This window comes from Streptomyces sp. JN8, assembly GCF_055808075.1.
In genome coordinates this window covers 4,508,460-4,529,296 of the sequence record NZ_CM147852.1, presented here as the reverse complement: position 1 = coordinate 4,529,296, position 20,837 = coordinate 4,508,460, and the positions used below count along the sequence as shown (strand labels likewise).

Here is a 20,837-nt window from a genome sequence, read left to right as displayed (position 1 = left end):
GCAGATTCGTTTCCGGAGTCCGGCGTTCTCGCCGGTCCGCCGGGGTTCAGCCGTCGTCGCCGGGGTTCAGCCTGTCATGAGCGCCAGTCGAGCGGGACCTGCCTGGAGCGGTCCCAGGGGCGCTCCCAGCCGGAGAAGTGCAGGAGTCTGTCGATCACTCCGGCGGTAAAACCCCAGACCAGGGCGGACGCGACCAGGAAGGCGGGACCCTGGTGGCCGCTCGGGTGGACCGCGGTCGCGCGGTTCGCCGGATCCGTGAGATCGGCCACGGGCACGGTGAAGACCCGGGCGGTCTCGCCGGGGTCGACGACCCCGACGGGGCTGGGGGCGCGCCACCAGCCGAGGACGGGGGTGACGACGAAGCCGCTGACCGGGATGTAGAGCTGGGGGAGGACGGCGAAGAGCTGGACGCCGGCCGGGTCGAGGCCGGTCTCCTCCCGGGCCTCCCGCAGGGCGGCGCGCAGCAGCCCGCCGTCCGCCGGGGCGCCGTCCTCGGGGTCGAGGGCGCCGCCGGGGAAGGAGGGCTGTCCGGCGTGCGAGCGGAGGCTGCCGGCCCGCTCCATGAGGAGCAGCTCGGGGCCGTGCTCGCCCTCGCCGAAGAGGACGAGCACGGCGGACTGCCGCCCCGCGCCGCTCGCGGGCGGCAGGAAGCGGCTCAGCTGCTCGGGCCGGACCGTGCGGGCGGCCCGGTCGACGGGCCCGAGCCAGTCGGGCAGCCCGTCCCGGCTGAGCAGCCCGGTGCCGGGCCCGTGGATCTCTTCGTCAGTGCGCGTCATTGGCACCCCCGGCTTTCACAACGCCATCGATGTACGGGTTCGTTCCCTCTGGAGCTCTCGCGGTGGGCCGGGAGCGGGTTCAGTCGCCGTTCGCGCCCAGCGGGGGCGCCGGGCGGCCCGGGTAGCCGGGCGGCGGGTCGAGCCGCTGGCCGGGGAGGCCGCCCATCTCGTACTTGAGCAGCTTCCTCGCCTTCTCCGGGTCGGTCTCCCCCTCGCCGTACGACGGGCAGAGGTGGGTGATCGGGCAGGCGCCGCAGGCCGGCTTGCGGGCGTGGCAGATGCGGCGGCCGTGGAAGATCACCCGGTGGGAGAGCATCGTCCACTCGCTCTTCGGGAAGATCGTGGCGACCTCGGCCTCGATCTTCACGGGGTCCTCGGACTCGGTCCAGCGCCAGCGCCTGACGAGCCGCATGAAGTGGGTGTCGACGGTGATGCCGGGGACCCCGAAGGCGTTCCCGAGGACGACGAACGCGGTCTTGCGGCCGACGCCGGGGAGCTTGACGAGGTCCTCCAGGCGGCCGGGGACCTCTCCGCCGAAGTCGTCCCGGAGGGCCGCCGCCAGCCCCATGATCGACTTGGTCTTGGCGCGGAAGAAGCCGGTGGGGCGGATGAGCTCCTCGACCTCCTCGGGCACGGCGGCGGCGAGGTCCTCGGGGGTGGGGTACTTCGCGAAGAGGGCCGGGGTGGTCTGGTTGACCCGCAGGTCGGTGGTCTGGGCCGAGAGGACCGTGGCGACCAGCAGCTCGAAGGGACTGCGGAAGTCGAGCTCCGGATGGGCGTACGGGAAGACCTCGGCGAGCTCGCGGTTGATCCGGCGGGCCCGGCGGACCATCGCGAGCCGGGACTCGGGCTTGGCGGGCTTGGCGGGCTTGGCGGGCTTCGCCGGGGCGGCGGCCGTGGAGGCCTTCCTGGAGGCGGTGGGGGCCTTGGAGGCGGCGGCGGACTTGGTAGACGTGGCGGACCCGGCGGACTTGGAGGCGGCGGACTCGGCTGCCTTCGCGGACCCCGTGGCCTTCGCCTCCTTGGCCGGCCCGGTCTTCTTCGCCGACTTCACTCCCCCGGCGGGGTCCCCGGACCCCGCAGGTCCCCCCGGCTCCGTGGACCCGGAAGGCTTCCGATTAGCGTCTTTCGTCCGTTTCGACACGCCGCGTTCGCCCACAGCGGAATTACCTTCGGCCGACACTCTTTCAGCCCCCTTGGCCTGCGCTCTCACCGGCGAGTTGGACACCCGGCCAGCCTAGGGGCCCCCACCGACATCCGCCCCGGGCGTGGCCGATCAGACCCCAATCGGGCCCCTGACGTACGGTCGGGCGGCTCGGTACGTCAAACTTGTTGTGATTGATCGCACTGTTTTGTACGTCCGGCATCATGGGACGCAGGTCCCTGAGCAGGTCGACAGTATGGAGAGAACTCGTGGACGACGTTCTGCGGCGCGCCCCGCTCTTCGCGGCGCTCGATGACGAGCAGGCTGCCGAGCTGCGCGCCTCGATGAGTGAGGCGACGCTCGCCCGTGGCGACGCGCTCTTCCACGAGGGCGACCCCGGCGACCGCCTGTACGTGGTCACCGAGGGCAAGGTGAAGCTGCACCGCACCTCCCCCGACGGCCGGGAGAACATGCTGGCCGTCCTCGGCCCCGGCGAGCTGATCGGCGAGCTCTCGCTCTTCGACCCGGGCCCGCGCACCGCCACCGCCACCGCGCTGACCGAGGTCAAGCTGCTGGGCCTGGGCCACGGCGACCTCCAGCCCTGGCTGAACGCCCGCCCCGAGGTGGCCACCGCGCTGCTGCGCGCCGTCGCCCGCCGGCTGCGCAAGACCAACGACCAGATGTCCGACCTGGTCTTCTCCGACGTGCCGGGCCGTGTCGCCCGCGCCCTCCTCGACCTGTCGCGCCGCTTCGGCGTGCAGTCCGAGGAAGGCATCCACGTCGTCCACGACCTCACCCAGGAGGAGCTGGCCCAGCTGGTCGGCGCCTCCCGCGAGACGGTCAACAAGGCGCTCGCCGACTTCGCCCAGCGCGGCTGGCTGCGCCTGGAGGCCCGCGCCGTCATCCTGCTGGACGTCGAGCGCCTCGCGAAGCGCTCGCGCTAGTCGTCACGGACGAAGGGCCGCCCCGGCCGACCGGCCGGGGCGGCCCTTCGCGTGCGCCCGCCGGACGGGCGGCCGTCAGCGCTTCGAGCCGTCCACGATCACCGGCGCCGAGGAGCCGTTCGCGCAGGGCACGGTGTAGACCGGGTTCTTCGCGGCGGCCTCCTTGTACGCGTCGATGCACTGGTTCATCAGGACCTTGTCCGTCAGCGAGTCGTTGAGGATCTTGTTGGCGCGGGCGATGCCCTCCGCCTCGATCCGACGCCGGTCCGCCTCGGCCTTGGCCGTGCGGGCGGCCTCGGTGGCGCGCTCGGTGGCCTGCTGCTGCTGGATCTTGCGGTCGATCTGGGCCTGGAGCGAGTCCGAGGGCTTCACGTTGCGCAGGTTGACCGTGGTCACGGCGATGCCGCGCGGGGCCAGCCGCTCCTTGATCAGCGAGCCGATCTCGGCGTTGATCTTCTCGCGGTCGGAGGCGTAGCCCTGCTCGCTGGTGTAGCGGGCGAAGACGTTGCGGACGATCTCCCGGCTGTCCGGGTAGACCAGCCGCTGCTGGATGGCGTCCTCGCTGCCCGCGAGCTTGTACAGCTCGACCGACTTGGTCGGGACGACGGCCCACTTCACGGTGACCTCGGCGTACATGACGCCGCCCTGCGAGGAGCGGACCTCGACCACGTCCTTGTCGGACAGGTTGAGGTCGACCGGTCGGGTCGAGAAGGTCGTCACGTCGGTGAAGGGCGACTTCACGTGCATGCCGGAGGTCATGGGCGTGCCCACCTTGCCGAAGGCGACCGGCACGCCGACCTCGTAGGCGCTGATCACGTACGTCATGCTCACGATCAGCGAGAACACGCCGGCCAGGACGGCGCCGAGGGCGCCGAACCGCAGTCCCTTGGAGTCGTTGGCGCGGCCGACGAAGAAGAGCACCACTGCGGCTATGAGCAGCAGGATGGCGATGACGAACACGGGCGTTCCCCCCGGAGCTAGGTCAGAAGTAAGCGGAGCGTAAAGCACAGGTCAAGACGACCGACGCGCCGGGGGGCCGCTCGGTTCCGGATCGTGACCGCTCCGGCCCTTCGCTCAGACCAGACCGCGCTCCCGCAGGTACTCCAGCTGCGCCCGCACGGACAGCTCGGCCGCGGGCCAGAGCGAGCGGTCCACGTCCGCGTACACGTGGGCGACGACCTCCGACGACGTCCGCAGGCCGTTCTCGACCGCCGTCTCCACCTGGGCGAGCCTGCTCGCGCGGTGGGCGAGATAGAACTCCACGGCCCCCTGCGCGTCCTCCAGGACCGGCCCGTGGCCCGGCAGGACCGTGTGCACCCCGTCGTCGACGGTGAGCGAGCGCAGCCGCCGCAGCGAGTCCAGGTAGTCGCCGAGGCGGCCGTCCGGATGGGCCACCATCGTCGTCCCGCGGCCCAGGATCGTGTCGCCCGTGAGGACCGCCCCGTCGGCCGGCAGGTGGAAGGAGAGCGAGTCGGAGGTGTGGCCGGGGGTCGGGACCACCCGCAGCTCCAGGCCGCCGACGGCCACCACGTCGCCCGCGCCGAGTCCCTCGTCGCCGAGCCGCAGCGCCGGGTCGAGGGCTCGCACGGGCGTCCCGGTCAGTTCGGCGAAGAGCGCGGCGCCCTCGGCGTGGTCCGGGTGGCCGTGGGTCAGCAGCGTGAGCGCGACCCGCTTGCCGAGCTGCCCGGCGGTGGCGATCACCCGGCGCAGGTGGCCCTCGTCGCGCGGTCCGGGGTCGACGACGACGGCGAGGTCGGAGCCGGGCTCGGAGAGCAGCCAGGTGTTGGTGCCGTCGAGGGTCATCGCCGACGGGTTCGGCGCGAGGACGTTCACGGCGCGCTCGGTCGCGGGCCCGGAGGTCACGAGTCCGCGCGGCTGGCCGGGCAGGGCGGCGGCGTCGCTCATCGGGCGCCTCCCGTCGGGATGATCTTGGTGAACTCCTCGTGCCCGGGCCAGCTCAGGACCAGCGCGTCGCCCTCCAGGCGCGCCTGGGCGAGGACGGGGGTCATGTCCTGCTCCCGCGCCCCCGCGAGGGCCTCGGCGGCCGTGCCGTACGGCTCCAGGGTGCGCAGGGTCGAGATGGTCGGCGGCATCATGGTCAGCTCGCCCCGGTCGTAGCCGGCCGCCGCCTCCGCCGGGCGGATCCAGACGGTCCGGTCGGCCTCCGTGGAGGCGTTCCTGGTGCGCTGCCCGGCCGGCAGGGCGGCCACGAAGAACCAGGTGTCGTACCGGCGCTGCTCGAACTCCGGCGTGATCCAGCGGGCCCACGCGCCGAGCAGGTCGGAGCGGACGACGAGCCCGCGCCGGTCGAGGAACTCGGCGAAGGAGAGCTCCCGGGCGACGAGCGCCTCCCGGTCCCGCTCCCAGTCCTCGCCGGTGGTGTCGCCGACGACCGCGTCCCCGGTCTCCCCGGCGAGCAGGACGCCCGCCTCCTCGTACGTCTCGCGCACGGCGGCGCAGACCACGGCCTGGGCCTGGGCCGGGTCGTCGAGGCCGAGCCGGGCCGCCCAGGTCTCCAGGGAGGGGCCCGCCCAGCGCACCGGGTGCTCGTCGCGCGGGTCGACCCCGCCGCCCGGGTAGGCGTACGCGCCGCCCGCGAAGGCCATGGAGGCACGGCGGCGCAGCATGTGGACGTCGGGACCGGCGGCCCCGTCCCGCAGCAGCAGGACGGTGGCGGCGCGCCGCGGGGCCACCGGGGTGAGCTCACCGGCGGCGAGGGCGCGGATGCGGTCGGGCCACTCGGGCGGGTACCACTGACCATTCGACATGGCCGGATGGTATGCGCACGTACGTGAATGCACGAGAGCCGGTCCTCGCCGGGCGGGCCCACGCGGGCCCGTACGGGAGAACCGGCTCCGCGGTGTCGTACGGAGGACGGCCGGGGTCGTACGAGGGGCCGGACGGCCGGGGTCGTACGAGGGGCCGGACGGCCGGGGTCGTACGGCGCGGCCGCGGGGCGGCGCCGTACGGGGCCGGGCGGCCGGGTCGTGCGGGTCAGGCGTCGACGAGCTCGACCTGGACCTCGACCTCGACCGGGGCGTCGAGCGGCAGCACGGTCACGCCGACGGCGCTGCGCGCGTGCACGCCCTTGTCGCCGAGGACCGCGCCCAGCAGCTCGCTGGCGCCGTTGACGACGCCCGGCTGCCCGGTGAAGTCGGCGGCGGAGGCGACGAAGCCGACGACCTTCACGACCCGCTTGATCCGGTCGAGGTCACCGGCGACCGACTTCACGGCCGCGAGGGCGTTCAGCGCGCAGGTGGCGGCGAGCTTCTTGGCCTCCTCGGCGGTGACCTCGGCGCCGACCTTGCCGGTCAGCGGGAGCTCGCCGCCCACCATCGGGAGCTGGCCCGAGGTGTAGACGTAGACGCCCGACTGCACGGCCGGCTGGTAGGCGGCGAGCGGCGGCACCACGGCCGGCAGCGTCAGGCCGAGTTCGGCGAGCTTCGCCTCGACGGCCCCGCTCACGACTTGGCCCGCTTCAGGTAGGCCACGAGCTGCTCGGGGTTGTTCGGCCCGGGCACGACCTGGACGAGCTCCCAGCCGTCCTCGCCCCAGGTGTCCAGAATCTGCTTGGTCGCGTGCACCAGAAGCGGCACCGTGACGTACTCCCACTTGGTCATGGGCCCGACTGTATCCGCTGGCGCGGGGCGGCTCTCCGAGGCCGCCCTGGAGCCGCCCCCCGCGGGCTTCTCGGAGGCGGCCTCCTGATTGGGCGGCGCCGCCAGTGGTTAGGCTCGACAGCGTGAGCAGGCTCCAGGTCGTCAGCGGCAAGGGCGGTACCGGTAAGACGACGGTCGCCGCCGCCCTCGCGCTCGCCCTCGCGACGGAGGGCAAGCGCACCCTCCTCGTCGAGGTCGAAGGCAGACAGGGCATCGCACAGCTCTTCGAGACGGAGGCCCTTCCGTACGAGGAACGCAAGATCGCCGTCGCCCCGGGCGGCGGCGAGGTGTTCGCGCTGGCCATCGACGCCGAGCGCGCGCTCCTCGACTACCTCCAGATGTTCTACAAACTGGGCAGCGCCGGACGCGCCCTCAAGAAGCTCGGCGCGATCGACTTCGCGACGACGATAGCGCCGGGGGTGCGGGACGTCCTGCTGACCGGCAAGGCGTGCGAGGCGGTCCGGCGGCGGGAGAAGGACGGCCGCCCGACCTACGACCACGTGGTGATGGACGCGCCCCCCACGGGGCGCATCACCCGCTTCCTCAACGTGAACGACGAGGTGGCGGGCCTGGCCAGGATCGGCCCGATACACAACCAGGCGCAGGCCGTCATGCGGGTCCTGAAGTCGCCCGAGACGGCGGTGCACCTGGTGACCCTGCTGGAGGAGATGCCGGTCCAGGAGACCGCGGACGGCATCGCCGAGCTCCGGGCCGCCGAACTGCCGGTGGGGCGGGTCGTGGTGAACATGGTCCGGCCGCACATCCTCGACGAGGCCGCCGTACGGGCCGCCGCCGGCGACCACCGGGACGCGATCGCCAGGACGCTGGCCGCGGCGGGCGTCGCGGGCGGCACGACGCTCGTCGAGCCCCTCCTGGAGCAGGCGACCGAGCACGCCCGGCGGGTGGAGCTGGAGCGGGCGCAGCGCGCGGTCCTGGAGGGCGTCGGCGTACCGACGTACGAGCTGCCCTTCCTCGGCGACGGGGCGGACATCGCGGGGCTCTACCGGCTGGCGAAGGAACTGCGGAAGCAAGGGGTGGGCACGTGACGGAGAAGTCCCCGGGCCGCGGCACGTCCCCGGCCCCGACCCGCGGCGGCCGGGACGCGGTCCCGGCCGCCGGAGCCCCCTCGGCGGCCGCGGCGCCCGGCGGCGGCGCGCCCCCGGACGAGCGCGACACGGCACCCGGGGCGCACGGGCTCGACGCCGTTCCCGTGCTGGAGCTCGACCCGCTGATCGACGACCTCGGCACCCGCATCGTCGTGTGCTGCGGCGCCGGCGGGGTCGGCAAGACGACCACGGCGGCGGCGCTCGGGGTGCGCGCGGCGGAACGCGGCCGGAGGGTCGTCGTCCTCACCATCGACCCGGCCCGCCGGCTCGCCCAGTCGATGGGCATCGACTCCCTCGACAACACCCCGCGCAAGGTCGACGGGATCAAGGGCTCCGACGGCGGCGAACTGCACGCGATGATGCTGGACATGAAGCGGACCTTCGACGAGATCGTCGAGGCGCACGCGGAGCCCGACCGGGCGCGGGCGATCCTGGAGAACCCCTTCTACCAGTCCCTCTCGGCCGGGTTCGCCGGTACGCAGGAGTACATGGCGATGGAGAAGCTGGGCCAGCTGCGGGCCCGCGACGAGTGGGACCTGATCGTCGTGGACACCCCGCCGTCCCGCTCCGCGCTGGACTTCCTGGACGCGCCGAAGCGGCTCGGGTCCTTCCTCGACGGGAAGTTCATCAAGCTGCTCATGGCCCCGGCGAAGGTGGGCGGCCGGGCCGGGATGAAGTTCCTGAACGTCGGCATGTCGATGATGACGGGGACCCTGGGCAAGCTGCTGGGGGGTCAGTTCCTCAAGGACGTGCAGACGTTCGTGGCGGCGATGGACACGATGTTCGGCGGGTTCCGGACCCGCGCCGACGCCACGTACAAGCTGCTCCAGGCGCCGGGCACGGCCTTCCTCGTGGTGGCCACGCCGGAGCGGGACGCGCTGCGGGAGGCCGCGTACTTCGTGGAGCGGCTGGCCGCCGAGGAGATGCCGCTGGCGGGTCTCGTCCTCAACCGCGTGCACGGCAGCGCCGCGGCCCGGCTCTCGGCCGAGCGGGCGCGGGCCGCGGCGGAAAATCTTGACGAGGGCCGCATTGTGGATCAGGGCGCCGGGAAGACTGACCGAGGTGGCTCCCCGGCCACCGAGCCCGAGCCGTCCCACCTCGCCACCGCCGCCACCCCCGCACCTCCCGTACCCCAGGCTGCCCCCACAGCCGACCCGGCACAGGAACCAGCAGGAGACGACGCACCGCACGAAGAGCACGAGGACGACACCGACGTACGGCACCTCACCGCGGGACTTCTGCGCCTGCATGCCGAGCGCATGCGGGTGCTCTCGCGCGAGCAGCGCACGCGCGACCGCTTCACCGCGCTCCACCCGGAGGTGGCGGTGACCGAGGTGGCGGCCCTGCCCGGCGACGTGCACGACCTCGCCGGGCTGCGGGCGATCGGCGACCGGCTGGCCGCCGGGCGGTGATCCCCGCCGTCCGCACCTCCGCCGGGGCCCGCTCCCGCGGCGGCCGGTCCCTTGGGGTCCGATCCGCCGGGCCGCGGCCCGCCGGGGTCTAGCCGACCGCGGCGTACGCCTCGTACGTCGCGTCGTCCTCGATGGCCACGGGCAGCAGGCCCGCTCCCCGCTCGTACTCCGTGCGCGCGGTCTCCAGGAGCCGGCGCCACGACGTGACCGTCGGCCTGCGGCGCAGCAGGGCACGGCGCTCGCGCTCCGTCATCCCGCCCCACACACCGAACTCCACGCGGTTGTCGAGGGCGTCGGCCAGGCACTCGGTCCGCACCGGGCATCCGGTGCACACCGCCTTCGCCCTGTTCTGTGCCGCACCCTGCACGAAAAGTTCATCCGGATCGGTAGTGCGGCAGGCCGCCTGCGCACTCCAGTCAGCTACCCAGCCCATACCGGCGCCGTCCTCTCCCGAATCGAGGCTCCCCCACGGCGGAAGCGGCATATTCACCGCTGCCAGTTGGGACGTTACGGAAGGTGGGCACAGCGCAACACCCCCTTCGGGCCCAATCTTGGATGGCCCGAACGGACTATGCGTGCGCGTCAGATCACCCAGGGGAGTGATCGAAGGACATGCGCGAGCTATCGGACATATCACCTGGATACGCCCGTCTACGGCGGGGCCACTTCGGGCACCGTGTGACGCATGAGCCGGAATCGGACACGAGGTTCCCGTGTTTCGGGGTCACGGGAGTTCATGCCGAAGTCACACCCGGGTCTTGATGCCAGACCACACTGCTGTGACAGTTGGGAGCAGCTTAGGCCAAGGCATATACGTGTGTCCGGCGAATGAGAACGTAGGCTGCCCCCATGGCAAAGAAGCGCTCCGGCGGTGGTCTGACCGGGACCCAGCAGGCCGCCAAGTTCCTCGGTGTCAGTGTGCTCGCGGGAGCCGTGCTGGCGGGCATCGCCCTGCCCGCGGCCGGCGCACTGGGACTGGCCGCGAAGGGGACGGTCGAGGGGTTCGACGAGATCCCCTCCAACCTGAAGACCCCGCCGCTGAGTCAGCGCACCCGGATCCTCGACTCCGAGGGCGGCCTGATCGCCACGGTGTACTCGCGGGACCGGACGGTCGTCCCGCTCGACAAGATCTCGCCGTACATGCAGAAGGCGATCGTCGCGATCGAGGACGGCCGGTTCTACGAGCACGGGGCGATCGACCTCAAGGGCGTGCTGCGCGCGATCAACCGCAACGCCCAGTCGGGCGGCGTCGCGCAGGGCGCGTCGACCCTCACCCAGCAGTACGTGAAGAACGTCTTCGTCGAGGAGGCGGGTGACGACCCGGAGAAGGTCGCCCAGGCCACCCAGCAGACCATCGGCCGCAAGGTCCGCGAGCTGAAGTTCGCGATCCAGGTCGAGGAGGAGCTGGGCAAGAAGAAGATCCTGGAGAACTACCTCAACATCACGTTCTTCGGGCAGCAGGCCTACGGCATCGAGGCCGCCTCCCAGCGGTACTTCTCCAAGCACGCCGCCGACCTGAGCCTCGGCGAGGCCGCGATGATGGCCGGCCTCGTGCAGTCGCCCAGCCGCTACGACCCGATCAACGACATCCAGGAAGCCACCAAGCGCCGCAACGTGGTCCTCCAGCGGATGGCCGACGTGAAGGACATCAGCCAGGCCGAGGCGGACGAGGCGAAGGCCAGTCCGCTCAAGCTGAAGGTCAAGACGCCGAAGAACGGCTGCATCACCGCCGTCGACGGCGCCGGCTTCTTCTGCGACTACGTCCGCAAGACGATCCTCAACGACCCGGTGTTCGGCAAGACGGCCGAGGAGCGCACCAAGCTGTGGAACCTGGGCGGTCTCACCGTCAAGACCACGCTCGACCCGCGGGCCCAGGCCGCGGCCAACGAGGCCGCCGTCGCGAAGATCAACAAGGACGACCCGGTCGCCGCCTCGGTCGTGCAGGTCCAGCCCGGCACCGGCAAGATCCTCTCGATGGGCCAGTCCCGCCCGTACGGCCTGGACCAGAAGCAGCACCAGACGACGCTGAACCTGGCCGTCGGCAGCAAGATGGGCGGCACGACGTACGGCTTCCAGGTCGGCTCGACCTTCAAGCCGATCACGGCCGCGGCGGCCCTGGAGAAGGGCCTGAGCCCGGCGCAGACCTTCGACACCCCCTGGAAGATCAACATCCCGGAGGGCGACTTCACCCGCTGCGACGGCAAGCCGGCCGGCTACGCGAACTGGGAGATCGGCAACGAGCTCAAGTCGGAGGAGGGCTCCTTCGACATGACCGGCGCCCTGGGCAAGTCCATCAACACGTACTTCGCCAAGCTGGAGCAGATGGCCGGCCTGTGCGAGACGATCACGATGGCCAAGAACGTCGGGTACGAGCGCGAGCTCGGCAAGAAGGTCAAGGAACTCCCCTCGATCACCCTCGGCGCCCAGGAGAGCACCCCGCTCGACATGGCGGTCGTCTACGCGACCTTCGCCAACCGCGGTCTGCACTGCACCCCGGTGGCCATCGAGTCCGTGAAGGCCGCCAACGGCGACAAGCTCAACGTGCCGGACACCAAGTGCACCCGCGCGATGAGCGAGCGCACGGCCGACATGATCAACCAGATGCTCAAGGGCGTCGTCGAGGACGGCACCGGCACCAAGGCCGGCCTCAGCGACCGCGACAACGCGGGCAAGACGGGTACCACGAACGACCGCAAGGACGCCTGGTTCGTCGGCTACACGCCGAACCTGTCCACCGCCGTCTGGGTCGGCGACGACGTCGGCGAGAAGAAGTCGATGTACGACATCACCATCGGCGGCGTCACCTACGACAAGGTCTGCGGCGGTTGCCTCCCCGGCCCCATCTGGAAGATCGCGATGACCGGCGCGCTCGACGCCTCCGAGACGCCCGGCTTCGCCCCCATCTCCGTCCCGCGGGCCGAGAAGCCCAAGGACAAGGAGGGGGACGAGGGCCCCAACAAGCCCAACAAGCCCCGTAAGCGCGGCGACGGCAAGCCCGGCGACACGAAGCCCCCGACCGACCCGTTCCCGGGGATCACGCTCCCGGGGGACCTGCTGGGCGGCGGCAACGGCAACGGCGGCCGCGGAAACCGCTGACGGCCCGCGGACACGAGGAAGGGCGCCCCACTCCGGTGGGGCGCCCTTCCTCGTACCGCCGGTGTCCGCGGCTCCCGGCGTCAGCCCGCGAGGAGCCTCTTCACGGAGGCGGCGACGCGCCCGCCGTCCGCCTGGCCGGCCACCTTCGGGTTCACGATCTTCATGACGGCGCCCATGGCACGCGGGCCCTCGGCACCGGCCGCCTTCGCCTCGGCGACGGCCGCCGCGACGATCGCGTCGAGCTCCTCGTCGCCGAGCTGCTTCGGCAGGTACGCGTCGAGGAGGATCCCCTCCGCCTTCTCCCGCTCGGCCGACTCGGGGCGGCCGCCCTGGGCGAAGGCCTCCGCCGCCTCGCGGCGCTTCTTCGCCTCCTTGGCGATCACCTTCTGCACCTCGTCGTCGGAGAGTTCGCGCTTGGTCTTGCCCGCGACCTCCTCCTTGGTGATCGCGGTGATGGTCAGCCGCAGGGTCGAGGAGCGCAGTTCGTCGCGCTCCCGGATCGCGGCGTTGAGGTCGTCCTGGAGCTTCGCCTTGAGCGTGGTCATGCGCTCAAGTGTGGCAGGTGCGCCGCCCCGCCCGCCCGCGCATTTACGCCCCGCGGGTCTGCGACGATGGGGGGATGCGCGCACGGTACGGGATCCCCCTGAAGATCACGGCAGGCCTCACGGCGACGGCAGCGGCCGGAATCGTCTACGCGGCGGGCTTCGAGGCCCGCTCGTTCCGGCTCCGCCGCGTGACCGTCCCGGTGCTCCCGCCCGGCATGGCCGACCTGCGGGTCCTCCAGGTCTCCGACATCCACATGGTGAGCGGCCAGCACAAGAAGCGCGCCTGGCTCCAGTCCCTCGCCGGGCTCCGCCCGGACTTCGTCGTCAACACCGGCGACAACCTCTCCGACCCGGAGGCGGTGCCGGAGGTCCTCGACGCCCTGGGCCCGCTGATGGAGTTCCCCGGCGTGTACGTCTTCGGCTCCAACGACTACTACGGCCCCCGGCTCCGCAACCCCGGCCTCTACCTCCTGGAGCGGATGCAGGGCCGGCACGGACTCAACGGCAACAAGCCGGTCGTCGGCGCCGTCCACAACCCGTGGGAGGGGCTGCGGGACGCGTTCGACGCGGCGGGCTGGGTCAACCTCGGCAACACCCGGGGCCGGCTCAAGCTCCCTCAGGCGGACCTCGCGTTCACCGGCCTGGACGACCCCCACATCAAGCGCGACCGGTACGAGCGGGTGGCCGGCGGCCCCGACGCCTCGGCCGACTTCTCGGTCGGCGTGGTCCACGCCCCCTACCTGCGCGCGCTCGACGCCTTCACCGCCGACGGGTACGAGCTGATGCTCGCCGGGCACACCCACGGCGGCCAGCTGTGCATCCCCTTCTACGGGGCGCTCGTCACCAACTGCGATCTGGACACCGACCGGGTGAAGGGCCTGTCCACCCACACGGTCGGCGACCGCACGTCCTACCTCCACGTCTCCGCGGGCTGCGGCACCAGCCGCTACACCCCGGTCCGCTTCGCCTGCCCGCCCGAGGTCACCCTCCTCACCCTGACGGCCCGCCGCTGAGCGACCCCCGGCCGCCCGCGCCACGGACCGCATCCGACCTGCGCGGCGACCCCCCGGAAACCGGATTTCGCCTCAGCGCGCGCGTGGGCTAAAGTAATCGATGTCGCCGCGACGTGAAGAACAGAGCAGCGACATCGGGGTGTAGCGCAGCTTGGCAGCGCGCTTCGTTCGGGACGAAGAGGTCGTGGGTTCAAATCCCGCCACCCCGACAGCCGTAAGACCAGGTCAGGGGCCTGATCCGAGACATCGGATCAGGCCCCTGAGTGGTTTCCGGGGTCAGGCACGCGTGAGCCTCGCCGTCGGCGAGGCGAAGGGTCTTCCCGCGGGGCGGCCGCCGCCCCGGGAGGGGGCGGCGGGTTCCGGTCAGATGACGGGCGGGCGGCCCAGGCTCGTCATGCGGCGGACCGTCGACCAGCGCATGGGGCGCCGGGGGCCGCCGGAGCGGCGGACGCCCTCCGCGAAGCCGGCGAACCAGGACGCGAGGCCCGGCAGGGAGCGGGTGCGGGCCAGGGTGAGGAGCGTCCACACGCCCAGGTAGACGGGGACGAGCAGGACCGGCAGGTTGCGCTTGGCGAGCCAGACGCGGTTGCGGGCCGTCATCCGGTAGTAGACGGCGTGCCGGGCCGGGCTGGTCTTCGGGTGCTGGAGGAGCAGTTTCGGCTCGTAGACGACCTTCCAGCCCGCGTCCAGGGCACGCCAGGCCAGGTCGGTCTCCTCGTGGGTGAAGAAGAAGTCCTCCGGCCAGCCGCCGATCTCGTCGAGCATCGCCATCGACAGGCCGTGGCCGCCGCCCAGGAAGGTGGTGACCTCGCCGCCGCGCATCGGGTCCTTCGCCCCCAGGCGCGGGACGTGGCGGCGCTGCGTCTCGCCCGTCTCGTCGGCGATGCGGAACGACACGACGCCCAGGGCGTCGTCGCCCTCGTACAGGTCGGCCAGGCGCCGGAAGACGTCCGTGTCGACGAGCAGGCCGTCGTCGTCGAGGTCCACCACCACGTCGACGTCGCCGAACGCGCGCAGGGTCTCGATCGCGACGTTCCGGCCCCCGGACACCCCCCGGTTCTCGGGCAGTTCGACGCCGGTGACGCCCTCGGGGAGCTCCGGCAGGGTCCCCGTGCCGTTGCCGACGACCACGATCCGGGCGGCGGGCTCGTCCTGCGCCGCCACGGCGCCGAGCAGCGCCCCCAGCTCGTCCGGGCGCGTGCCCATCGTCAGTACCGCCACACCCACACGAGGTCGCGCCACGACTCTCTCCGTTCCACGGTCCCCGGCGTCCGCCGGCCCTCACTTCCGGACTCACTCCGGCCCGCGATGCTAACCGGACGACGCCACCCCCCGTTCACCCGAGGCTCGGCCGCCGTCCATCACCCCGCCCGGATTCCCGGGGCGCGGGCGCCCGACGTGGGCTTCCTCACGGGGGCCGGCGGACGCCCCGGGGGGAGCGCGGCGAAGTGCGTCGCCGGGCGGCTCTACGCTGGTTCCCTTCCGTCAAGTTGATCGATCGTCGAAGGGGTGGTCTCCAGGTGCTGGTCGCGGACCGATATCGGCTTCATGTGTGTATCGGCCGGGGCGGCATGGGCGAGGTGTGGCAGGCCACCGACGAGGTGCTCGGCCGGGACGTCGCCGTGAAGCTGATGCTGGCGCACGGGACCGACCCCTCCGCCGCCGACCGGTTCCGGCTGGAGGCGCAGACCGCCGCCCGGCTGAGCCACCCGCACGTGGTGGGCGTCTTCGACTTCGGAACCTGGGACGGAAAGCTGTTCCTGGTCATGGAGTTGGTGGAGGGCGACAGCCTCGCCGGGAACCCCTCCGACCCGCTGGTACTGCCCGCCGAGCGGGTCGCCGTGGTCGCCGCGCACGCCGCCGCCGGGCTCGCCGCCGCGCACCGGCAGGGCGTCGTGCACCGGGACATCAAGCCGGGGAACCTGCTGGTCGACGCGGACGGCACCGTCAAACTCGCCGACTTCGGCATCGCCCGGTTCGTCGACGACCCCTCCGGCGCTCTCACGACGACCGGTCAGATCGTGGGCACGGGACTCTACCTGGCCCCCGAGCGGGCCCTCGGGCAGTCCGCCTCCCCCGCCTCCGACGTCTACTCGCTCGGCTGCGTGCTCTACCAACTCCTCACCGGTCGCACGCCCTTCCGCGCGGACACCGCCACCGCCCTGCTCTACCAGCACATCGACAGCGCCCCGACGCCGCCGACCCGGCTCGGGGTGGCGCTGCCGCCCGAGTTCGAGGCGTACCTGCTGAGCCTGCTCGCCAAGCAGCCCGAGCAGCGGCCCCCGGCGCAGGCCATCGCCGACTGGTTCTCCTCCGGCGCCTGGCGCGCCTACGCCCGGCCCGCCCCCGCCCAGCACGCACCGCATCACACCGTCGGCCTGCCGGCCGGCACGGCGACCCGTCCGGCTCCCCCGGCGGGCGGCCGGACCCCGGGAGCGGGCCCGATGCCCGGCACCGGCCCGATACCGGGGAGCGGCGGGCTTCCCGCCGCCTCGCCCCTGCCCGGGGCGTCCCCGATGCCCGCGCAGGGCCGCAGACCCGCGCCCGCCCCGTCCCGCAGATCCCCGTCCGCCGGTGCGCCCGGCTCCCGGCGGCGCGAGCGGCCCGGCAGCGGCACCGGCGGGCTCGCCGAGCTCTCCCGGCGCCGCCCCCGCAAGACGGCCGCCGTCGCCGGCGCCATCGCCTTCGTCGTCTTCCTGGTCATCGGGATGGCCTGGCTGTCCTGACCGCCCGGCCCGCGCACGGTCCCGGCCCGCGCACGGTCCCGGGCCGGCGGAACCGCCCTCAGTACGGCCTCGGCTCCATCGCCCGCGGCTCCCCGTCCGCCGCCACGATCAGCATGCAGCCCGGCTCGCCGGGCCCCGCGACGGCCCGTACGGTCACCGGCGTGGGCGGGTCGGTCGGCAGCTCCACGGCGACCGTCACCGGCCCGTCGTCCTTGGTCGTGGCATGGCCGGTCTCCTTGCCGTCGACGAGGACCTCGACGACGAGCCTGTGCCCCGTCTGGACGGTCGCGGAGACCGAGTGCCCCAGGTGGTCGGTGTGGAAGTGGTGCCGTCGGCTCATGGGTCACCTCCGTACCTCCAGAGTAGGTACGGACCGCCGGTCCCGCCCGCCGCTGCCCCGGCGGCGGCGGACACGCCGCCCGGGCCGGCCGGGCGGCGCCGGGGCCGCGACGGCGTGCGGCCCCGCGGGCCCGGTGGTCAGATGGAGCGGTACGCCGACCAGCGCCCCCGCGGAACGGAGCAGCCCCGATGACCGAGCACCGGCCTCAGCGGCTCGTCCACACGAGTGCCCCGAGCAGGATCAGGGCCCCCAGGGTCCCGAGGTTGACCACCTTGTACTGGAGGAAGACCGCGGCGAACTCCCTCATGGTCGCCGACGGCAGGAAGTAGCCGGCCGTCGGCGCACCCACCACCTGGCCGTCCACGCCCGTCCGACGGGCCAGGATCGCGGCCCGGAAGGCGTGGTAGTTGTTGGTGACGATCACGCACGAGGAGCCGGGCCGGTCCCGCTCCATCAGCTCCCTGCTGAACAGCATGTTCTCCTCGGTGGTCCGCGAGCGGTCCTCGCGCACCAGCGCGTCCGCCGGGAAGCCGCGCTCCAGGAGGTAGTCGGCCATCGCGTGGGACTCGGGCACCTCCTCGTCGGGTCCCTGCCCCCCGGACACGATGAGCACCGGGGCCGCACCGTCGCGCCGCCCGTGCGCCGCCAGCCTCTCGTGCACCTCGCGCCCCCGGTCCAGACGGCTCGCGAGGAGCGGGGGCACCCTGCTGCCGCCCGTCAGGCCGGACCCGAGGACCACGACGTAGTCGGCGTCGCGGCGGAGCCTCAGACGGCCGTACAGGAACGCGTAGCCCACGAAGCAGACGAAGAGGAACGAGACGTAGCCGAGGATCAGGAGGAGGGTGACGACGGCTATCCGCAGCGCCCACGAGTCCGTCGCGGCCGCCGTCACCGCCAGGACCATCACCGCGAACATGCCGAGCCCGGCGAGGAGCGACAGCAGGTTGGCCGGGCTCCTGCCCTCCTTGCGGACCATCTTCACGCCGTTCGCCGTGAGCAGCCCCGCCAGGACCACCGGGCCGACGCCGAGCACGAGCAGCCCGCAGATCATCACGGTCTCGGCGACCCCCGGCGGCGCGTCCTCGACGCCGGCGAGCAGCCCGATCCCGAGGAACGTCACGGAGAGGCCGAGGAGCACGGCGTTGCCGAAGCGGCGCCGGTCCCGCCCCACACCGATCGCGAACAACAGCAGGAAGACCGCGGCGACGGCGAAGGCGTACGACATGACCGCATCGTAGGCGGAGCTCAGGCCTCCCCCGCCAGCGCGAACAGCCCGCGCCGCGCCCCCTCCTCGTAGGCGTACCGCAGCTCAGGGCCGTCGAGCAGCGACCGGAGGGCCCGCTCGCTGCGGTCGCGGGTCGCCACGCAGAACTCCGCCGGCCGGTACGAGGAGTCGAAGACGGAGTTCCGCAACAGGTCGACCGCGCCCAGCAGATGCGCCGCCTCGTCCCGCCGCCCCGCCGACAACCGGATCTGGGCGAGGAGTTCCGCCGCACCGGCCGCCCCCGCGGCCGAGCCCAGGCGCAGGTGCTCCCGGAGCGCCCACCGGGCGTGCTCCGCGGCCCGCTCCGCGTCCCCGTCCCACGCCGCGAGCTCGGCCCGGGCGATGGCGGACCAGGCCTCGGCGTTCATGTCCCGGGCCGCCCGGCCCCACCGGCTCTCGCGGTCCAGGTCGGCCCGGTCGAGGGCCTCCTGCGCCGCCTCCGGGTCCGTACGGCACAGGGCGAGCGCGAGACCCGCCCAGCAGGCGTGCCGCGTCGGGCCGAACTCCGGGTACTCCTCGGTCAGCGCGAGGGCCTCCCGGTACTCGTCCGCCGCCGCACGCGTACGCCCCTGGTAGAGGGCGGTCGAACCCCGCAGGTGGGCCAGCAGCCCGAGGGCCCCGCCGTCCCCGTCCCGGACGGCCGCCGCCCAGGCCCGTACGAGCAGCGGGTCGGCCTCCTCCGGGCGGCCCGACTCCAGCTCCAGGAACGCGGCGAGCCACAGCGCCCGCGCCGACGGCTCCCCGCCGAGCAGCGCCAGGGCGTGCCGCAGCCGGGTCCGGCCCTCGGCGGCCCGCCCGCAGACCACCCACAGGAACCACAGCGAGACGGCGATCTCGACGGCGGCGTCCGCCTCGTCGCCCCGCGGCGGCGACGCGGTCGTCGGGTCCATGGCGGCGGCCAGGTCCGGCAGTTCCCGCAGGGCGAGGTCGCGGGCGTCGAGCTGGCGGCCGCTCTGCCAGCGGTCGGCGGCCGTCCGGGCGAGCTTCACGCACCACCGCCGGTGCCGCAGGACCAGATCGGGCCGGTCGCCGCGTTCGGTCAGCCGGCGGGCGCCCACGGCCCGCATCGCGTGCGGCATCCAGTAGCGGGGGACGTCGTCCTCACCGGCGAACAGGTCGTCGACGCGGAGCAGGGCGACCGGCACGAGCCGGTCGAGGACGCCGAGGACCGCCGTCGGGGGCAGCGCCCAGGACGCGCACACCTCGCGGACGGCGTCCGGGCCGAAGGTCCCCTCGAAGACGGACAGCCGCTCCCACAGGAGCCGCTCGGCGGGCCCGCAGCGGTCGTATCCGCGCTCCGCTGCGGCGAGTTGGTCCGTGCCGACCGGCTCGCCCCACAGGAGCCGCTCGTCGGCCGCCGGACCGGCCCACGGAGCCCGGTCCGCGGCCCCCGCGCCCTCCCGGAGCCAGCGGTCGGCCGCGCTGTCGTCGCGGAACCACCGGTCGGCCGTCAGGTCGTCCCGGAGCCGGTCGGCCGTCGCGTCGTCCCGGCGCCGGTCCGCCGCGGGGTCGTCCCGGAGCCGGCGCTCCGCCGTCGCGGGTGGGTCCTCGCTCCCCATGTGCACCGCCCCCGTCCTCTCCGTGTGTGAGGTGTTCCCGACTCCATGGCGAACCGACGCCGTTGCGGCTTGAATGCATACGCCTCGGTTCACCATCCTGGGGCGCCCCGCAAGCCGCACCCCTGGTTTGCCGGGGATCGACCAGGGAGGGAAATGACGACCGGGGAATCCGTCCTGGGAGAGGCGGATCTTTCGCTGATCCACGCACTGCAGATGGCCCCGCGCGCCAGCTGGACCCAGCTGTCGGCCGTACTGGGCACCAGTCCCGACACCCTCGCACGCCGCTGGGAGCACCTCACGGCCGGGGGGTACGCCTGGAGTTCGCTGCTCGCCGCCCGTCACGGCACGGACGAGATGCTCTACGCCTGGGTCGAGCTGGAATGCGCCGCGGGCACCTCCGAGGCCACGGCCGCCGACGTGGCGGGCGACCCGTACACCCTCGGCGTCCACCAGGTGACCGGCGACGCCGACCTCGTCCTGCTCGTGATCTCCCCCGACCTGCACGCCCTCGACGGCTACCTCGCCGGACGCGTACGGCGGCTGCCCGGAGTGCTGCGCTGCCGCACCCAGGTCGTCACGCGGATGCACAACCGCCCCTACCGGTCCCGGATCGAGCAGCTCACCCCGGGCCAGGTCCAGCTCCTCACGGAGCTCACCGGCGGGGACCGGCGGCCACGCACGCACGCGCGTGCCCTCCCCCACCTCAGCGCGCTCGACCGCCGGCTGATCGCGGAACTGGCCGGGGACGCCCGCCGGAGCGCCGCCGAACTGGCCCGCCAGTGCGGTACGAGCGAGTCGACCGTCCGGCGGCGGCTCGACGCCCTGTCGGCCGGCGGCACCCTCCACCACCACTGCCTGCCGGCCCCCAGGTTCTCCGGCCGTCCGATGTGGGCGATGGTCACCACCGACGTACCGCCCCTGGAGGTGCCGGGGACGGTGGCCGCGCTCGCCCGGCTCCCGCAGACCCGGCTGGTCACCTCCGTCACCGGCCCGCACAACCTGGCCGTCGCCATGTGGCTCCGCACGGTCGACGAACTGCACGAGGTCACGTCGGCGTTCGTACGGGCCGCCCCGGCCCTGCGGATCGCGGGCACGGCGCTCGCGCTGCGCACCCACAAGATCGGGGCGCAGGTCCTCGGCCCCGACGGGCGGCGGACCCACCACATCCGCCCCGACGCCCCCTGATCCGGTCTCCGCGGGGCCCGCGCCCTCCGTGGCGGCGCGCCCCCCGGGGCTGCGGGCTCCCGTGGCGG

At 73.2% G+C, this 20,837-nt stretch carries 20 protein-coding genes and 1 tRNA gene; 8 read left to right on the top strand and 13 right to left on the bottom strand.

What is annotated here, in order from left to right; translation table 11 throughout:
* Positions 1-74: 74 nt before the first annotated feature.
* The gene (locus ACY0MR_RS20025; protein ID WP_473554491.1) at positions 75-776 is read right to left on the bottom strand and encodes an NUDIX hydrolase; all 702 of its coding nucleotides are present in this window, start codon (positions 774-776) and stop codon (positions 75-77) included.
* Positions 777-855: 79 nt separating this feature from the next.
* Entirely contained in the window at positions 856-1,830 is a 975-nt protein-coding gene (nth, locus tag ACY0MR_RS20020; protein WP_473554488.1) for an endonuclease III, read from the bottom strand.
* Positions 1,831-2,189: 359 nt separating this feature from the next.
* On the opposite strand from nth, the gene ACY0MR_RS20015 reads away from it, so the two are divergent.
* On the top strand, positions 2,190-2,864 hold the full coding sequence (locus ACY0MR_RS20015) for a Crp/Fnr family transcriptional regulator (protein WP_015034542.1): 675 nt from the start codon (positions 2,190-2,192) through the stop codon (positions 2,862-2,864).
* 75 nt (positions 2,865-2,939) lie between these two features.
* Here the strand turns inward: ACY0MR_RS20015 and ACY0MR_RS20010 are convergent, their stop codons facing one another.
* From ACY0MR_RS20010 to ACY0MR_RS19990, 5 genes are all read right to left on the bottom strand, one after another.
* On the bottom strand, positions 2,940-3,824 hold the full coding sequence (locus ACY0MR_RS20010) for a prohibitin family protein (RefSeq protein ID WP_361847593.1): 885 nt from the start codon (positions 3,822-3,824) through the stop codon (positions 2,940-2,942).
* Between the two features lie 114 nt (positions 3,825-3,938).
* Positions 3,939-4,769, bottom strand: coding sequence for an MBL fold metallo-hydrolase (locus ACY0MR_RS20005; protein WP_473554485.1), 831 nt, complete (start codon positions 4,767-4,769; stop codon positions 3,939-3,941).
* Positions 4,766-5,632 (bottom strand): NUDIX hydrolase, encoded by an 867-nt coding sequence (locus ACY0MR_RS20000; protein ID WP_388801575.1) that lies wholly within the window; start codon positions 5,630-5,632, stop codon positions 4,766-4,768. Before ACY0MR_RS20000 ends, ACY0MR_RS20005 begins: the two co-directional genes overlap by 4 nt.
* Positions 5,633-5,858: 226 nt before the next feature.
* Entirely contained in the window at positions 5,859-6,329 is a 471-nt protein-coding gene (locus ACY0MR_RS19995) for a RidA family protein (protein WP_361847602.1), read from the bottom strand.
* Positions 6,326-6,484 (bottom strand): DUF4177 domain-containing protein, encoded by a 159-nt coding sequence (locus tag ACY0MR_RS19990; RefSeq protein ID WP_015034547.1) that lies wholly within the window; start codon positions 6,482-6,484, stop codon positions 6,326-6,328. The genes ACY0MR_RS19995 and ACY0MR_RS19990 overlap by 4 nt, the downstream gene beginning before the upstream one ends.
* Positions 6,485-6,606: 122 nt before the next feature.
* Between ACY0MR_RS19990 and bagA the strand changes: the two genes are divergently transcribed.
* Both bagA and bagB read left to right on the top strand, forming a co-directional pair.
* Positions 6,607-7,569 (top strand): ATPase BagA, encoded by a 963-nt coding sequence (gene bagA / locus ACY0MR_RS19985; protein ID WP_388801578.1) that lies wholly within the window; start codon positions 6,607-6,609, stop codon positions 7,567-7,569.
* A 164-nt stretch (positions 7,570-7,733) separates the two neighbouring features.
* Entirely contained in the window at positions 7,734-9,041 is a 1,308-nt protein-coding gene (bagB, locus tag ACY0MR_RS19980) for an ATPase BagB (protein WP_388802073.1), read from the top strand.
* Positions 9,042-9,129: 88 nt separating this feature from the next.
* On the opposite strand, the gene ACY0MR_RS19975 is transcribed toward bagB, so the two are convergent.
* Positions 9,130-9,474, bottom strand: a complete 345-nt coding sequence (locus tag ACY0MR_RS19975) for a WhiB family transcriptional regulator (RefSeq protein WP_015034550.1) — start codon at positions 9,472-9,474, stop codon at positions 9,130-9,132.
* Between the two features lie 416 nt (positions 9,475-9,890).
* Here ACY0MR_RS19975 and ACY0MR_RS19970 point away from each other — a divergent pair, with 416 nt between their 5' ends.
* Positions 9,891-12,137 (top strand): transglycosylase domain-containing protein, encoded by a 2,247-nt coding sequence (locus ACY0MR_RS19970; RefSeq protein ID WP_473554481.1) that lies wholly within the window; start codon positions 9,891-9,893, stop codon positions 12,135-12,137.
* Between the two features lie 80 nt (positions 12,138-12,217).
* On the opposite strand, the gene ACY0MR_RS19965 is transcribed toward ACY0MR_RS19970, so the two are convergent.
* A complete protein-coding gene (locus ACY0MR_RS19965; protein ID WP_361847611.1) occupies positions 12,218-12,682 on the bottom strand; it encodes a GatB/YqeY domain-containing protein in 465 nt (154 codons plus the stop codon).
* Positions 12,683-12,756: 74 nt separating this feature from the next.
* On the opposite strand from ACY0MR_RS19965, the gene ACY0MR_RS19960 reads away from it, so the two are divergent.
* Together ACY0MR_RS19960 and ACY0MR_RS19955 are read left to right on the top strand one after the other, a co-directional pair.
* Complete coding sequence (locus ACY0MR_RS19960) at positions 12,757-13,695, top strand: metallophosphoesterase (protein WP_388801586.1); 939 nt, start codon at positions 12,757-12,759, stop codon at positions 13,693-13,695.
* 135 nt (positions 13,696-13,830) lie between these two features.
* Positions 13,831-13,904 (top strand) — tRNA-Pro (locus ACY0MR_RS19955).
* Positions 13,905-14,058: 154 nt separating this feature from the next.
* Here the strand turns inward: ACY0MR_RS19955 and ACY0MR_RS19950 are convergent.
* Positions 14,059-14,937 carry a glycosyltransferase family 2 protein gene (locus ACY0MR_RS19950; RefSeq protein ID WP_392206909.1) on the bottom strand — a complete coding sequence of 293 codons (879 nt, stop codon included), beginning with the start codon at positions 14,935-14,937 and terminating at the stop codon, positions 14,059-14,061.
* A gap of 278 nt (positions 14,938-15,215) precedes the next feature.
* On the opposite strand from ACY0MR_RS19950, the gene ACY0MR_RS19945 reads away from it, so the two are divergent.
* Positions 15,216-16,421, top strand: a complete 1,206-nt coding sequence (locus ACY0MR_RS19945) for a serine/threonine-protein kinase (RefSeq protein WP_388801591.1) — start codon at positions 15,216-15,218, stop codon at positions 16,419-16,421.
* Between the two features lie 58 nt (positions 16,422-16,479).
* Here the strand turns inward: ACY0MR_RS19945 and ACY0MR_RS19940 are convergent, their stop codons facing one another.
* From ACY0MR_RS19940 to ACY0MR_RS19930, 3 genes are all read right to left on the bottom strand, one after another.
* Positions 16,480-16,761 (bottom strand): hypothetical protein, encoded by a 282-nt coding sequence (locus tag ACY0MR_RS19940; protein WP_473554477.1) that lies wholly within the window; start codon positions 16,759-16,761, stop codon positions 16,480-16,482.
* Between the two features lie 205 nt (positions 16,762-16,966).
* A complete protein-coding gene (locus ACY0MR_RS19935; protein WP_473554475.1) occupies positions 16,967-17,986 on the bottom strand; it encodes a YdcF family protein in 1,020 nt (339 codons plus the stop codon).
* A gap of 20 nt (positions 17,987-18,006) precedes the next feature.
* A complete protein-coding gene (locus ACY0MR_RS19930; RefSeq protein ID WP_473561856.1) occupies positions 18,007-19,584 on the bottom strand; it encodes a tetratricopeptide repeat protein in 1,578 nt (525 codons plus the stop codon).
* 153 nt (positions 19,585-19,737) lie between these two features.
* On the opposite strand from ACY0MR_RS19930, the gene ACY0MR_RS19925 reads away from it, so the two are divergent.
* Positions 19,738-20,769, top strand: a complete 1,032-nt coding sequence (locus tag ACY0MR_RS19925) for an Lrp/AsnC family transcriptional regulator (RefSeq protein WP_473554472.1) — start codon at positions 19,738-19,740, stop codon at positions 20,767-20,769.
* Positions 20,770-20,837 lie beyond the last annotated feature (68 nt).